This window comes from Streptococcus sp. 23.2 (assembly GCF_016648665.1).
In the GTDB taxonomy this organism is placed as follows: Bacteria; Bacillota; Bacilli; order Lactobacillales; family Streptococcaceae; genus Streptococcus; species Streptococcus salivarius_E.
Map to the genome: position 1 here is coordinate 113,748 of NZ_JACLQJ010000002.1, position 15,066 is coordinate 128,813.

Annotated in this window: 11 protein-coding genes and 1 riboswitch; all 11 genes read right to left on the bottom strand. The window is 41.2% G+C overall.

The annotated features are described in order from the left end of the window. Positions 1-47 precede the first annotated feature (47 nt). Positions 48-440, bottom strand: a complete 393-nt coding sequence (locus H7T98_RS01905) for a hypothetical protein (protein ID WP_021144519.1) — start codon at positions 438-440, stop codon at positions 48-50. A gap of 458 nt (positions 441-898) precedes the next feature. Beyond that, on the bottom strand, positions 899-2,221 hold the full coding sequence (locus H7T98_RS01910) for a glycosyltransferase family 4 protein (protein WP_021144520.1): 1,323 nt from the start codon (positions 2,219-2,221) through the stop codon (positions 899-901). After that, on the bottom strand, positions 2,222-3,220 hold the full coding sequence (locus tag H7T98_RS01915; RefSeq protein WP_004182965.1) for a glycosyltransferase family 4 protein: 999 nt from the start codon (positions 3,218-3,220) through the stop codon (positions 2,222-2,224). A gap of 130 nt (positions 3,221-3,350) precedes the next feature. Further along, positions 3,351-6,335, bottom strand: coding sequence for a Spy0128 family protein (locus H7T98_RS01920; protein ID WP_201061110.1), 2,985 nt, complete (start codon positions 6,333-6,335; stop codon positions 3,351-3,353). Between the two features lie 392 nt (positions 6,336-6,727). After that, positions 6,728-7,420 (bottom strand): 5'-methylthioadenosine/adenosylhomocysteine nucleosidase, encoded by a 693-nt coding sequence (locus H7T98_RS01925; protein WP_201061112.1) that lies wholly within the window; start codon positions 7,418-7,420, stop codon positions 6,728-6,730. 66 nt (positions 7,421-7,486) lie between these two features. Then, positions 7,487-7,747 carry a cell wall synthase accessory phosphoprotein MacP gene (gene macP / locus H7T98_RS01930; protein WP_002886128.1) on the bottom strand — a complete coding sequence of 87 codons (261 nt, stop codon included), beginning with the start codon at positions 7,745-7,747 and terminating at the stop codon, positions 7,487-7,489. Positions 7,748-7,750: 3 nt separating this feature from the next. Further along, complete coding sequence (locus H7T98_RS01935; protein ID WP_002886219.1) at positions 7,751-8,299, bottom strand: NUDIX domain-containing protein; 549 nt, start codon at positions 8,297-8,299, stop codon at positions 7,751-7,753. Between the two features lie 79 nt (positions 8,300-8,378). Then, positions 8,379-9,761, bottom strand: coding sequence for a bifunctional UDP-N-acetylglucosamine diphosphorylase/glucosamine-1-phosphate N-acetyltransferase GlmU (gene glmU, locus H7T98_RS01940; protein WP_014633437.1), 1,383 nt, complete (start codon positions 9,759-9,761; stop codon positions 8,379-8,381). Positions 9,762-10,044: 283 nt separating this feature from the next. Beyond that, entirely contained in the window at positions 10,045-12,705 is a 2,661-nt protein-coding gene (mgtA, locus tag H7T98_RS01945; RefSeq protein WP_201061114.1) for a magnesium-translocating P-type ATPase, read from the bottom strand. A 225-nt stretch (positions 12,706-12,930) separates the two neighbouring features. Continuing rightward, a riboswitch (M-box (ykoK) riboswitch) is annotated at positions 12,931-13,084 on the bottom strand. 187 nt (positions 13,085-13,271) lie between these two features. Next, positions 13,272-13,991: an ABC transporter permease gene (locus H7T98_RS01950; protein ID WP_201061115.1), complete on the bottom strand. Its 720-nt coding sequence runs from the start codon at positions 13,989-13,991 to the stop codon at positions 13,272-13,274. Next, positions 13,984-14,823, bottom strand: a complete 840-nt coding sequence (locus H7T98_RS01955) for an ABC transporter ATP-binding protein (RefSeq protein ID WP_048790627.1) — start codon at positions 14,821-14,823, stop codon at positions 13,984-13,986. The genes H7T98_RS01950 and H7T98_RS01955 overlap by 8 nt, the downstream gene beginning before the upstream one ends. Between the last annotated feature and the right edge of the window lie 243 nt (positions 14,824-15,066).

Below are 15,066 nucleotides of genomic sequence, written 5' to 3' on the forward strand. Positions count from 1 at the left end.
ATTAAGATGTAGAGCTCTAAAGGTCGAGCCCTTTCGTCCTTTCTATATTAATTATTTTTGTTGTAATAATTTGTTTCTAGGATGCTTTGCAATTCTGTCTTATGCCAACCTGCACCAATCATCATCTTGTTGATATTAAAGTCTAGCTCCCTATCATCAGTTAGAACGAAACGAAGTTTGTAACCAATGAACAAACGTTTCTTAAACTGATAGGACCTAATCATCTCTTCAGGAAGTGTAGCGATAATCTTTCCTAATTTTCCTAAAGGAGTAATCGAGATAATGAAAACCTCTTTTTCTGTAAAAACAATAAGAAAATAAGCATTGGCTGTTCCACCAAGTCTTTGGGTAGCATAGATAGCATGCATAGTCTCAGCAAGACTAGCATCTACACCGTGGTCAATCAAGTAGGCCTTGATAGCTTCATATTTGAACCCCATAAAATTCTCCCTCACCTAAAAAGATAGTGTCACCTCGTTCTAAACAATCCTTTTAGTAATCAAAGAGAAAATATATAGTCACAAAGTAAAGCTTTTCTATCTAAACTAGACATTCTAAAAATTGTAAAGCATACCAAACAATATAAAAAGCGACATCCTAAAAAGGACGTCGCAACGTGGTTCCACCTTAGTTCATGTACGACAAAAAACGAGTCTGTCCTACACCTCTGATTGGCTCTAACGTGGCCACCGTTTTATGTTTGCATAAAAAGTTAATCGAGTAGTCCCAATCATGTCCTCTGCGTGATTTCCAGCACCACACGCTCTCTGAAAGATTTCCCATGACTGATATGTCTCTATGCGTTATTATAGCATGAAACTGTAATTTTTCAAGCTAATTATCTCTTTTATTAATCAATTCTAAGATTTTATCTGACTAGGAAAACCTGGTAGCTTTCCTAATCCAAAAGTTTCGTGATATTTCTGATTTTCTTGACCTGTTTGGCTGATCCTTTAAGGATACGAACAGAGCCATTAACAGGCAAGGTAATAGCCTTAGTCGGCAAATAAGTTACCATACGCGTCAAGCGTTTCATGGTACTATCTTCACCATTCAAATCATTGTGGAAATCCTTAGAAATCGTAAGGTCCAAGTAATACTCATAGACACGTTTTCCAAAGTTTTCCGCAGAAATTTCATAAAGCTTGTCAGCCCACTTAGTTTCGTCTTTTTCTGGTGTTGCAATGGCTGCTTCCAAAATGGCCCCAGCTAAATCATTATCATGATAATAAAGCGTTCCAAACATCTGGTCTGTAATCACATTATCCAAATAAGGATTTCCGTGAGCAATGATTGGGGTACCACTAGCCAAGGCTTCCAGATAGGTCAAGCCTTGAGTCTCACTGGTTGAAGCCGAAATGAAGAAATCAGCAGACTTATAATAAAGAGCTGTCTCACTAGGCGCAATCATACCAGTGAAAACCACCTTGTCCTGAATACCTAGTTTTTTGGCTTGAGACTTAAGATCTGGTAGGTAAGGACCGTCACCAGCCACAACCAAACGCACCTTGTCGTCTTCCTCCAAAACAGAAGGGAGAGCAGCCAGCACAGCCTGGATGTTTTTCTCATAGGACACACGAGAGAGGCTCAACAACATGGTCTCATCAGAGGCGATACCAAGCTTGGATCTCAAGTCTGCCACATCATCTTCAGTAATCTCTGGACGTTGGAATTTTTCAAGTTCAATTCCAGTTGGAATGACACGTTTTTCAGCTGCAACCTTGTACTTGAGCAAAAGGTCATAAACAATCTCACTCGGACAGATGACTCCATCCAAATCGCTCATAAAGCCACGAACAATGTACTTAACCATACTTGGACGGATAACCATACCTTTGGCAATATAGCGGACATAGTCTTCATACTGAGTATGGTAGGTATGCACAACAGGAATCCTAAGTTCGCGTGCAATGGCAATCCCTAGCAGACCTAATGAAAACTCTGTCTGCGTATGAATAATATCAAGCTTATATTGTTTAGCAATCTCTAGTGCCTTGGAAAAGCCACGATAAGCTACACGGCGATCCTTAAAAGCAAAGAAAGGCACACTCGGAATACGGACAATCTGCCAGTCTTCATAGCGGCCAACATCTCTATCAGTCGTGGTAAAGATAAAGACTGTATGTCCCATTTTTTCCAACTGCGTCTTCAGCGTGCGAATACTAGTCGCAACACCTGATACCTGTGGAAAATAGGTATCTGTAAACAATCCGATACGCATTTAAATCTCCAATACTTCTTTGTAGGCTTCAACAAGCTTTTGGGCGACATCATCAATCGAGCGACTTTCTGCAACCTTATAGCCTTCTTCACGTTTGTCCACTTTACCATCGATAATATCTTGCAAGGCTACTACAAATTCGTCCACGTTGTGCCCAAATGAGGCCGATTTGTCATCAACCCAGCCTTCATAAACAGGAATATCACGCAAAACTACATGCTGGTGACTGGCAAAGGCTTCTAGCACCACAATCCCTTCAGTTTCCTCGTAAGATGGGAAAAAGAAAGCATTAGCACCACTCATGGCTCCCTGGAAGACGGCTCCCTTGAAATAACCTGGGAAGCTGACATTATCAGGATGCTTACCATTGACAATGTCTCGAATCTTCTTAGGAATCAACCATTTGCTGATACTACCTAACCAAATAAAACGAACATGAGGCATCTTTTCGGCAACCTTGACGAAATCTTCAATTCCCTTGCGTTGGAAATAAAGACCCGCACAAATAACCACTGGCTGTCCTTCCTCAATACCAAAGTAGTCTCGGAAAACTTCTTCCTTACGTGGATCCTTACCGTATTTTTTCAAATCAATCCCATTTGAAACAGCAATGATTGGTGTCGTAACTCCGTAAGACTGAATCAATTTTTTGGAATACTCAGATGGCGTAATCACGTAATCAGCCTTTTGGTACATGTGGGCCAAATATTTTCCAAAAAGTGGGGCCAAAAGGTTAGAACCGATGAATGAATTCTCAAAGTCCTCACGTGTCGAATGACCATGCATGATGACCTTCTTGCCACGGCGTTTTGCAGCATGCAACAACATCAAGCTGCGTGGCCCATAAGTATTAATATGAACGACATCGTAATCACCCAAGATGTCCGTTGTATAGGGAATCCCCGCCAAGTCCAAGGCATGCATCTGATGGTGGAGAGCCCGTCCGATTCCTGATTTTTCAAGAACCGATTTTCCTTCAAGATAAAGTAGAACTTTCATACTCTTCATTATAGCTTAATTTAGTAGAAATTTCATCTTGCAGTTGGCTTTATCTTGATTTCTCATTTAATGAGATAGGCATTCCAACACTAAAAAAGATCGAGAATACTCGATCTTTTAGGTCATCATCTTAAACGTCTTTACGGCGACGATGGCTATATGCTACACCCATGACTGCTGCCACTTCTGCTACCGCCCCAAGGGCAAGCAAAGCAGTATCGTTAGCTTGACCAGTCTCTGGAAGTTGAGGTCCTGATTTCTCAGAGGATTGAACTGGCTTAGCTGGTTTTGGAGTCACCGGTGGAGTAGGCGGAGTTGGTGGTGTTGGTGGTGTTGGCGGTGTAGGAGGTGTTGGAGGAATGTAACTATTGTTAAATTCTGTATCCAAAGGAAGGAGAACGGCTGCTACGAGCAGATTTTCCTTTTCACCTACAGTCTTAGTAACGGTCACCTGGAACTTAGCCACCATGTTATCATAAACCACGTCAGCTTCATTGCCCTTGACTTCTTCAACAGTGTAGTAGTAAACACCTGGTTTGTCGTAGACAATATTTTCAAAACTAATGTTTCCTTGTGCATTATTGGTCACTGTTTGGATAACATTACCCTTGTCGTCCTTGAGGACGAAACTGAACTCACCATCTTTGAGGTTGCGACCTGTAAGAACCTTGGTCAATTCGAATTTGGCCTTAGCTGGTTGCACGTCTTTCACATAGTTATTGAAAACAGTATCTTTTGGATTAGCGACTGTTGATACCAAAGCATCACCATCTCGTGTCACTGTAATCCAGACAGTCGCTTTCATACCATCATAGATGATATCTTCGTTAGTTCCCTTAACTTCTTCAACAGTATAAGTGTAAGTTCCTGCCTTATCAAAGTGAAGTTCACTAAAGGCAACACGACCATCAGCTGTATTACCAACTGTTTCGACAATATGACCGGCACTATCTTTGAGAACAAATTGGAACTCATTAGCAGTCAAAGTTTGGTTGACACCTGCCTTAGTCAATTCCTTACTGAACTGAATAGCGGCTTTAGCTGGAGTCACAAACTTATTGTTAAAGATAGTGTCTTTAGGATTAACCACGGTTGAAACAAGGGCGTCGCCATCACGTGTTACCGTGATAGAAACAGCAGCTTTCATGCTGTCATAAACAATTGAATCATCCTTACCTGTAAGCTCTTCAACAGTGTAGTTGTAAGTACCTACCTTGTTAAAGGTTAACTCACTAAAGGCAACCTGACCATCAGCTGTATTGCCAACAGTTTCAAGGACTTTTCCAAAACGGTCTTTGAGAACAAATTGGAATTGATCTGCTTTTAGATCTTGTTTAACGCCTGCCTTGGTCAATTCCTTACCAAATGCAATTTTGGCCTTGGCTGGTGTTACCAATTTATTGTTAAAGATAATGTCTTCTGGATAGGCAACCTTGGCAACTAATTTGACTTGATTGTCCACAGTTTCACGAACAACCTGAATGGTGATATTGGCCTCTAGTTTGTCATAGACCACATCTTCGTCATTACCTGGAACCTCTGTCACACGATAATGATAGATACCTGGCTTACTGAGTGAGAGATCTGAAAAGACGATTTTACCCTTGCCATCATTAGTGGTTTCCCCTAAGTCAACAGGATTGGCACTATCAGTCACATCAACTAATTTAAATGTAAATTCTTTATCCTTAAGGTCTCTACCCGTCAAGTCCTTCTCAAGCTCAAGATTGAAATGAGCGAGGTTATCTCCGATGGCATCTCCTCGGCCACCTACCAAGCGAATGGTTGACTTGTAAGAATCGGAAACAACATCAGCATGAAGTTTAATACGGTTGACAGGGTTAGTGGATTCTTCAACAGGTTGTGTCAAACGGGTTTGATACCAAACATAAACCATGCGGTCCAACTGATTGAGTTTAAGCTCAAAATGGCTATCATCATAAGAGAAACTCTTAATCAAATCCATAGCTGAACCCTTGTCAATCCAAGGATCTGCCGAATCAATGTAGCGAAGTTGCAAAGAACCGTCCACAAATCTTTGATTGTCAGACCAAGTATCAACCAGTTTCAAGTTGTTAAGGAGACGTCGTGAGTAATTAAGACGCATCTGCCAATTTAGGATAGTTGGATCATGCTTGTCTTGACTACCCCACTTAGAAATAACCTCTTGACCTGGAGGAGGTGACTGCACTTTACCCACTGAAACATGAATGATACGTCCCTCAAAATCAAGAGTAAGATGTTCCCCTTCATCTACTTCTTCAGAATAAAGGGTATCCAACTCCAAACTCATGAGCTTATTGTTAGGATGTGTTTGGAAATAGTTATTAAAGGTCGTAGTGACACGATTCTTCTCAGGATCAATTTGAGCCAGACCTACAATTTGATTGTCTGGATTATAGACATTGATATCGTAGCTAGTACGGAATCGCAACTGCTCAGGCAAATTAAAAATGACCTGATCCCCTTCATTGATGGTCATATCATCAGGGAAAGGAATATTGTGGTAGACAACCTTGCTAGTAGCGTACTTACTATTTCCGTTCGGAAATTCCATTTCCACATCAGGATTTTGAACAGTGATTTCAGTTCCTGTCTTTGTCACCTTGACATCCGCTGGAATCGGGCGACTTAGGTTGGTAACCTTAAGTCCGAAATTATCTGACGAAGCGGAACTCGTATTGTTTGCTGCAGCGAGTTCGCTAGCGCTAGCTTCTCGTGTTTCATTGACTGTAACTGGCTTCTCACTGAGCCCCTCACTAGTCTTATCTTGTGATGTACTCTTTTGTTCAGAGCTTGCAACCGTTTGCTCTTGAAGCGCAACTTCACTAGAAACAGCAGTCACTGAGATAGCACTGGTACTTTCTGCTTGAACGGTAGGTTCAGCTGTCACTTCTTGACTTGAGGCACTAGTGCTTGTCCTTTGGCCCCCACCATCAGACTCACTGGCTTCCTCAAGCACACTCGTCGCTGGTTGGCCTTTAGGCTCTTCAGCTTGATCTGCTTTGGCGGTACTTACACCAAAAACTGCAGACGAAAGTAAGACCGAAGCAACGCCCACCGTAAACTTACGGATGGAGAAACGCTGCCTCGAATCACCGAATCGGTTATTCATGATTCTATCCTCCCATTTTTACAAATCTTAACATTTTTGTAACCCTTTTCATTCTGAATTATACACTATTTTCAGAACTTTGCAAGATAATTATTTACCCCTTTGGAGGTTTTGTAAAGCTTTCTAAGATATCAATAGATAGTGAAATTTTCAAACCCTTATATTATAAGCTTTCTATCGGAGTCTCTCTTTTAATATTGTTTTTCTTTCTCATTTTATTGACATAATTTTAATTAAATTTCCGTCTGAAAAATGCTAAAATTCAGATTTTTTCTTTAAAAAATGAGAAGCTTTTCTTATCTAAAAGCAGAAAAAAACTGCCATTCTTAAATGAATAGCAGTCGTCTTTAAATTAATTAAGAAAATGAGCATAAGCACTCATTTAATGTATTTTAGGCAAGTTCTTTGAGAAACTCAACCAAGATAGCAGCTGATTGTTTTCCCGCCTGAATAATGAATTCATCAAAGGTAATGTTAGCATCATGAGCAGCTGTATCACTCATGGCACGTACAACGATGAAAGGCTTTTTGACACTGTGTGCGGCTTGAGCAATAGCTGCTCCCTCCATCTCTACAGCCAAGACTTCTGGAAAATGCCCCTTAATAGCATCAATCTTGTCTTGACCCGCAATGAAGCTATCACCCGTAGCGATAAGCCCAATCTTAGAATCAATGGAAGCCTGAGCCAAGACCTTTTCGAAAGTCTCTACGAAGGTAGAGTCACTTTCAAAGTAAAGTGGCTGCATAGACATTTGCCCATAATCATAGCCAAAGGCTGTCAAATCAACATCGTGATAGGCTAATTTTGACGCCACAACCACATCTCCAATTTTAAGTCCAGGTGCTACCGCTCCAGCAGAACCAGTGTTAATGAGGGCATCAACGCCAAAATGGTCTGCCAAGACAGCCACAGACATGGTTGACATAACCTTACCAACACCTGATTGCACCAAAACAACATCATGTTTTCCTAAGCGTCCTGTGTAGTAGGTATTGCCAAGAACAGTTTCTTCAACCTTATTTTCCAATTGCTCCACTAGAAGCACTAACTCCTGCTCCATGGCAGCGATAATTCCGATTTTCATATAGTTCCTTTTCAGCTTGTAATCTTTCCTGAATCAGTAGCTAGGGCTATCTGACTCATAGAGTTCTTAGAAATAAAAGACAGCAATGAAGAGAATAATCAAGAGGACCACAACCCAAAAGAGGATGCGATTAAGCTTGTGTTGAAATTGATTGCGTTTGGCATTCTCAATTCGACGGCTCTTGTAGGCAGAAGGCTGGTAATCAGCCTCATAATCCTCATCGTAGAACTCTTGTTCATAGTCCTCATAATAAGGATATTCCTCTAAATCGATTTCCCCACGCTTGGCCTGCTCAATGATATCGTCGGTCAAAAGTGGTTTTCCCATAGCTTATTTTCCTCCGAAATGAAGGGCATAGTATTGGAGGGCGATGATAGTTTTGGCATCCTGGATAGCCCCTGACGCTACAAGTTCCATACACTCTTCATAGGTCAATTCATAGAGTTCAAGGAACTCATCATCATCAAGTGGACGTGGATTTTCCACAGGTTTAAGGTTAGTCGCTACATAGAGCTTGATTCTCTCATTACAAAAGCCAATGGCTGTGTAAAATTCATAAATCAATTCCAGATCACCCTTGTATTGAGTCTCCTCTTCAAGTTCACGCGCCGCTGCAGCCATCTCATCGCCAGCTTCACCGACTTCCAGCTTACCCGCAGGAATCTCGTAAGAAACCGCCTCAATAGCCTTGCGGTATTGTTTGACGATAATGATTTTTCCTTCTGGGGTAACCGCTAAAACAGCTACTGCTCCCTTGTGGAAGATGAGTTCACGACCAGCTGTCTTACCGTCTGGCAAGAGGACCTCGTCTACTGCAACTTCAAAAATATGTCCCTTAAATTTTGACTCACGTTTGAGTGTTTTTTCTTCAAAATCCATGAATTGACTCCTTTTACTTCTGACCTCATTCTAAGCTACATCTACTCTACAAGAGAATCTAGCTCAGATAGCCTTAAGCCTACTTTTGTTGGCTTGGGTGGTGAGGTTTCTTAATGGCATAGCCTTCTTTATTGACCTGACGGCCACGTCCAATGGCTACGCTGTCAGCTGGCACATCATCTGTGATGGTTGAACCAGCCGCTGTGAGGGCGTTAGCCCCAATTTCAAGCGGTGCAATCAAGGTTGAATTGCTTCCGATAAAGACGTTGTTAGCAATTTGTGTCTTGAACTTGTGTTGACCATCATAGTTAACGGTAATGGTTCCAGCACCAAAGTTAACGTCAGAACCAACTTCCGCATTACCAATGTAGGTCAAGTGACCAGCCTTGGTATTTTCACCGATAGTAGAACCCTTAACCTCAACAAAGTTACCGATATGAACATCTTTTTTGAGGGTTGAATCTGGACGAACATGGGCAAATGGACCAACGGTAACACCTTCTTCAACCACTGAGTGCTCAATCATAGAGTTAGTAATAACCGTTTTAGCACCGATAGTTGAGTCAACAATATAAGTACCATTAGTAAGCACTGACTCTGCACCAATCTTCGTTTGTCCTTTAAGTGTCACATTAGCTTCAATGACAACATCTGGCTCAATTTCCACATCCACGTCGATATAAGTAGCGTTTGGATTTTGGAAAGTAACACCGTTGACCATGTGAGCTTTGTTGATACGACGACGCATAACATCTTCTGCTGTAGCTAGGGCAACACGGTCATTAACCCCAAGACTTTCTTCGAAGTCACGAAGGGTGAAGGCACCTACTTTTTCACCATTCTCACGGAAAATAGAAATAACATCAGTCAAATAGTATTCCCCTTGAGCGTTGTTAGTATTGATGTTTTTAAGTGCTTCGAAGAGACGTTTATTGTCAAAAACGTAAGTCCCTGTATTGATTTCTTTGACTTGTTGTTCGAATTCGTTGGCATCTTTTTGCTCAACAATCTTAGTCACTTCGCCATTTTCGTTACGGATGATACGACCATAACCAAATGGATTGTCCGCAGTTGCAGTCAAGATAGTGGCAACATTTTTGTGATTAACGTGGAAATCAATAAGGTTTTTAAGGCTTTCACCAGTAATCAAAGGCGTGTCACCAGCAATAACAAGCGTTTGACCTTCAAGTCCAGCCAACTCATCTTCAGCCATCATTACTGCGTGACCAGTCCCCAACTGCTCAGTTTGCAAAGTGAAGGCAGATTGACCATCCAAAACCTCACGAACAAGTTCAGCCTTGTGACCAATAACAGTAACGTTCTTAGCTGGATCAATGGCTGAAACTGCACGGAAGACATGCTCAAGCATAGTGATGCCTGAAACCTTGTGCAATACTTTTGGAAGATCTGATTTCATGCGAGTTCCTTTACCCGCAGCAAGGATAATTGCGTAATTACTCATTTTCTTTTTCCTTCTTAAGATTTTTTTGATGGTTTCCTTCGTGGCGGTCTTAGCCTTGAGCCCCAAATCTCAGGGCCTCCACCTCCCACTGGGATAGCCTACGAAAGAAAGGGGCCTTGAAAACATTGTCTCTCATTTCTTAGAAAACATGTCCTCACAACTGACGTTTTTTAGGGCCTCTGATTATCTATAATCGCCCTATTATACCATAAATGAAAAGGTTTTGGCAGAATGAAAGGTAATGAAAAAAGAGCTAACGCTCTTTTTTCTAAGGATAGTTATTCTACAACCATTCTTTATATTTCTTAATATAGATATGCTTCACAAAGGTAACACTAAGCATATACAAAACGATAATAATAAACAAGAGAATGAAATAGAGACCATTTAGATGGCTGAGTTTTAAGAGACTAGCCAATGGACTGTATGGAAGAGAGGTTACAAAGACAGCAGCAAATAGGGTTGTCACAACAACAGATAGTGCTGGGTGACTTTGAATAAATGGTAGTTTTGGTGAACGTAACATGTGGATAACCATGGTTTGAGACCACATAGATTCGATAAACCAACCTGTTTGGAAAATGATGATAAAGGCTGCTGCTTCTGGTGAACCATGAACATAGCCATGCCCCAAAATCATTGGCACAATGATGAAATAGAGCAAGATGTAAGTCAAAATATCAAATACAGACGAAATAGGTCCAAACCAAGCCATGAAACGCATGATTGACTTGGCTTCCCAGATATGTGGCTCTTTAAGAAATTCCTTGTCCACATTGTCAAATGGAAGAGCGATACAAGAAATATCATAGACAAGATTAAGGACAATCAAATGCACAGGTGCCATTGGTAGGAATGGTAAGAAAATGCTGGCAAAGAGGAGAGAAAAGATATTCCCGAAATTTGAAGAAACGGTCATCTTGATATATTTGGTCATATTAGCATAGACCTTCCGTCCTTCAACCAAACCTTTTTCCAAGACCATTAAATCCTTATCAAGCAAGATAACATCTGCAGTTTCTTTGGCGATATCAACAGCTGTATCCACAGAAATCCCCACATCTGACACCTTCATGGATGGGGCATCGTTGATACCATCACCCATATAGCCTACCTTATGCCCATTTTCCTTAAGGCTTAGGATAATTCGTGCCTTTTGGTCTGGGGATAACTTAGCAAAGACTGTTGTCGTTTCCACAGCCTTAGCCAAATCTTGATTTGACATGGTATCAAGATCACTTCCAAGTAGAATGTGCGTCACATCTAGACCAACTTTTTCACAGACAGCCTGTGTCACCTTATCATTGTCTCCAGTCAAAATTTTTGTGGTCACACCATATTCCGCCAAAGCCTTGATAGCAGGTGCTGCTGATGGTTTTGGTGGGTCAAGAAAGGCAAGATATCCCGTCAAAATCATATCACTTTCATCTTCAACACTAAAGACGTCATTTTCATTAAGTTGTGATTTGTAGCTAACACCGAGAACACGCAAACCTTGTTCATTCAACTGTGCAACTTCCACAAGGACTTCCTCACGAACATCGTCAGTCAATGGGATAATGTCTCCCTTGTATTCCACATAGTTAGAAACAGAGAGCATTTCTTCAAGGGCACCTTTTGTCACCATGCTAACAAATCCATCAGTGTCTTGAACAATGACACTCATGCGACGGCGTTCAAAATCAAAAGGGAGCTCATCAATCTTGTGGAAGGTTTGGTCAAGGTCACGAACGATCTCGTGTTTCTTAGCTTCTCTCTCAGTTCGACTAATAATGGCACGGTCCATAAGATTTTTCAAGCCAGTTTGGAAATAAGAGTTAAGATAGGCTCTCCGAAGCACTGAAAGGTCAAGGTCACCATGGATATCAAGAGGGTACTCAAGAACGATTTCATCCTGAGTCAGGGTTCCTGTCTTATCCGTACAAAGGATGTCGATCGCCCCTAGATCTTGAATAGCATTAAGTTTTTTGATGACCACCTTTTCCTTGGCCATAATGATAGAACCCTTGGCAAGACTGGCTGTGATAATCATCGGCAACATTTCTGGGGTCAAACCGACTCCCACACTAAGGGCAAAGACGCCGGCTTCAAGCCAGTCCCCATCTGTTAAACCGTTAATCACAAAAACAACAGGAACCATGACCAACATAAGTCGAATCAAGAGCCAAGAAATGGAATTCATCTCACGTTCAAATGAAGTTGGTTCGTCATAAGTATTGATGGTCTGCTCGATAGCTCCCATCATGGTGTCATCACCAACAACTAAAACCAAGGCTGTTGCACGGCCAGAGATAACATTAGTTCCCATGAAAGCAAGGCTCTCGCTTTCAAGCAAACTCTCTAGATTTTGACCATCCGCCTTAGACAGACAAGCCTTTTCCACAGCATCGCTTTCACCTGTCAAGCCAGACTGTTGAACAAAGAAATCACGAGAGTCTAACAAGACCACATCCGCAGGAATCATATCTCCCGCACTCAGTTTGACCACATCTCCAACCACAATTTCATCGATTGGGATTTCTTGCTCACTGCCATCTCGAAGTACTGTTGCTGTATTGACAATCATGCGAGACAAATTGCTAGCAGCCTTGTCACTACGAAGTTCTTGAATGAAACGGATACCGCCAGATATCAAAACTAGAGTGACAATGATGATAGAAGTCGTTGGGTCTTCTTCACCTGGTTTAGCAAGCCAGACATTGGTGATAAAGGAAACCAGAGCAATGACTAGGAGAATAACAGTAAAGGGATTGATGATAGATTCATAAATCTTTTTGATGATAGAATCCTCTTGTCCTTTGGTAATGATATTTTCCCCATAAAGGTCACGGTTTTCTTCTACTTGGTCTTCCTTCAAGCCATCCAAATGAGTCTTGTAGCGAGTAAGCGTTGTTTCAAGTGGCTCTTGAAGAGCAGCAATAAGTCTTTCTTTATTTGTTGACATTGGAATCTCCTTATTTAATCAGGAGCCAATCACTTACGGAGTCCCTAAGACACTAATCAGCGATTGACTGGTTAGGTGCGGTTCGGGGTGATCGTCGATTAGTCTCATAGGTTTCTCCTTTCAATTTATTAATGGTGGGCGGACCTCGGACAAAAGAAAAGAGTCCTACCCATATACAGGTAAGACTCTATAAACTCGAGGTGGATTTTTTAATAGATTCTGTCAAAAAATGGACCGTTCAAGCTTTAGCTCCGCAAGGCAATGAAATGAGCTTAGTCTTGACCTTGGCGATCAGGACTGTTGACCAACGAGTAGTGTCTCCACTGCTTTGCGGTAGTCATCCGTATCCTTGTGGTAGCCTCACCTACCGTATGTCACTGAAAATATTACTCCTAAGGCAGTGACTTGTCAAGGGGAAAGTTGACTTTTTGCTTGATTGGATAATAAAAAAGAGCTTCCGCTCTTATTTGTAAGATATTCTTTTGAAAAATAGATTTTTTGAGACTTTCCTTAAGTGAGGGCGGACGTCGTAGTCAAAATAGGAACTTATCTTATCAATAGACGAATTAAGAAATCTTTCGTATTCTCTTAGCCTGTACGAAGTCAAGCAATGCAAAGACAAGGATCCAGATGATTAGAGCTATTAAACTAGCTTTTTGGTCCTGCCACTTAAAGTGGTCCAAATCACTGAGTCCATTTGTGAAAAGTCCCATATGACTATATTTTATAACGGTATCAAAAGTATCACTCATGCCTGAAAATGTTGGAATGAAAAGGCTAATCATCGTTACTGGTAGGCTAACAATTTGTGAAGAAACTTGAGTCTTACACACCATACCAATAAATAGATAAATAAGCATGACAGCTACCGCAGTTAATAAAACAATAAGGTAATAAGTATCTGACTGTTTACCCAAATCAATCTCTAGAATTTTAGGAATGAAAAGAGCTGAAGCAAGACTAATGGCGAATGGGAAAACAAGGGTAGAGATTATGTAATTTTTCGTCTTAACACCACTCAGAAGGAGAGTTCGGAGAGTCTTTTTCTCCTTTTCCTCAGACACAATGGTACTAATTATATTTCCTACACCAAGGGAAAGAGCCATAGACAAACAACTCGCTAGAAGATTGAACTTTGTCTCCTCATTTAATGTTCCTTGAACCTCATAGAGCTTTTTGTATAGATAGGGAAAGCCAAATGGTAGCATGACTTGAAGCAAAAGACTTTTGTTAGATAAGATAATTCGGCGTCTGAGCCACATGAGTGATTTTAACTGCTTACGCATTGAGCTTACCTCCTGTTAGTTGGATAAAGACATCTTCCAAGGTTGGTTCACAAGAATGGATGGTTAGAATATCATCAGTCTGGCCGACCTGTCCCAACTCTGAAAACGATAGGTAGTTCTCCTCACCAGATTGATAGGTAATTTTGACACGTTTAGCTGTATTGTACTTTTGAATCAGATCACTTGGAGTCCCCGCTTCCACAATTTGTCCCTTATTAAGAAGGACAATCTTGTCACAGAGGATAGTCGCCTCGTGCATGTCATGGGTCGTTAGAAAAATGGTCGTCCCTTCTGCTTGCAACTCCTTAATAAGTTCATGAATAGACTTGGAAGTTGACGGATCCAAGCCTGAAGTCGGTTCATCCAAAAAGAGAACTTGAGGCTTATTAATAATGGCACGGACGAGTAACATACGTTGCTTCATCCCTGTTGATAACTTTTCAGCCAGAGTCTTACGTCTGTCATAGAGACCTACACGCTTCATCAAATCATCAAGGTCCCCTTGTGGAACATCATAGAGTTTTGCGAAAAAGAGGAGATTGTCATAAAGGCTCAACTTTTCATAATAGCCACTATTTTCCGTAATTAGACCAATATTAGCAAGGTCTTTCTCGTTCAAATTGGTAGAGGACTTACCTAGAATTGATGATTGCCCTTGGTCTGGTGTCAATTGACCTGTGAGAATATTGATTGTGGTCGTTTTACCAGATCCAGACGGTCCAAGAAAACCTAAAATTTCTCCCTTGTTGACCTCGAAAGTGAGGGAACTTATGGCCTTAAAAGACCCAAAGCTTTTGCCTAAATTGTCCGCTTTAATAACCTGCTGAGACATAGTTACTCCTTTAATATTTCTTTAACCCAACACCTATCATTCCATGCATTTTTCTGAAAACAGGCATGTGTTGACTGAAAAACACAATGTTTTACATTACAATATTTTAACATAATAAGAAAAGTCAAAACCACCCGTGAGAACGGGTGGCTTGCTCTTCGGCTGAAAGCCTCTGCTTCCGGCCGAGGCCTAAAGGCCTACCGAATGGTTTCCCTTCAGCACCACCTTTGCTAGCTGACCCGT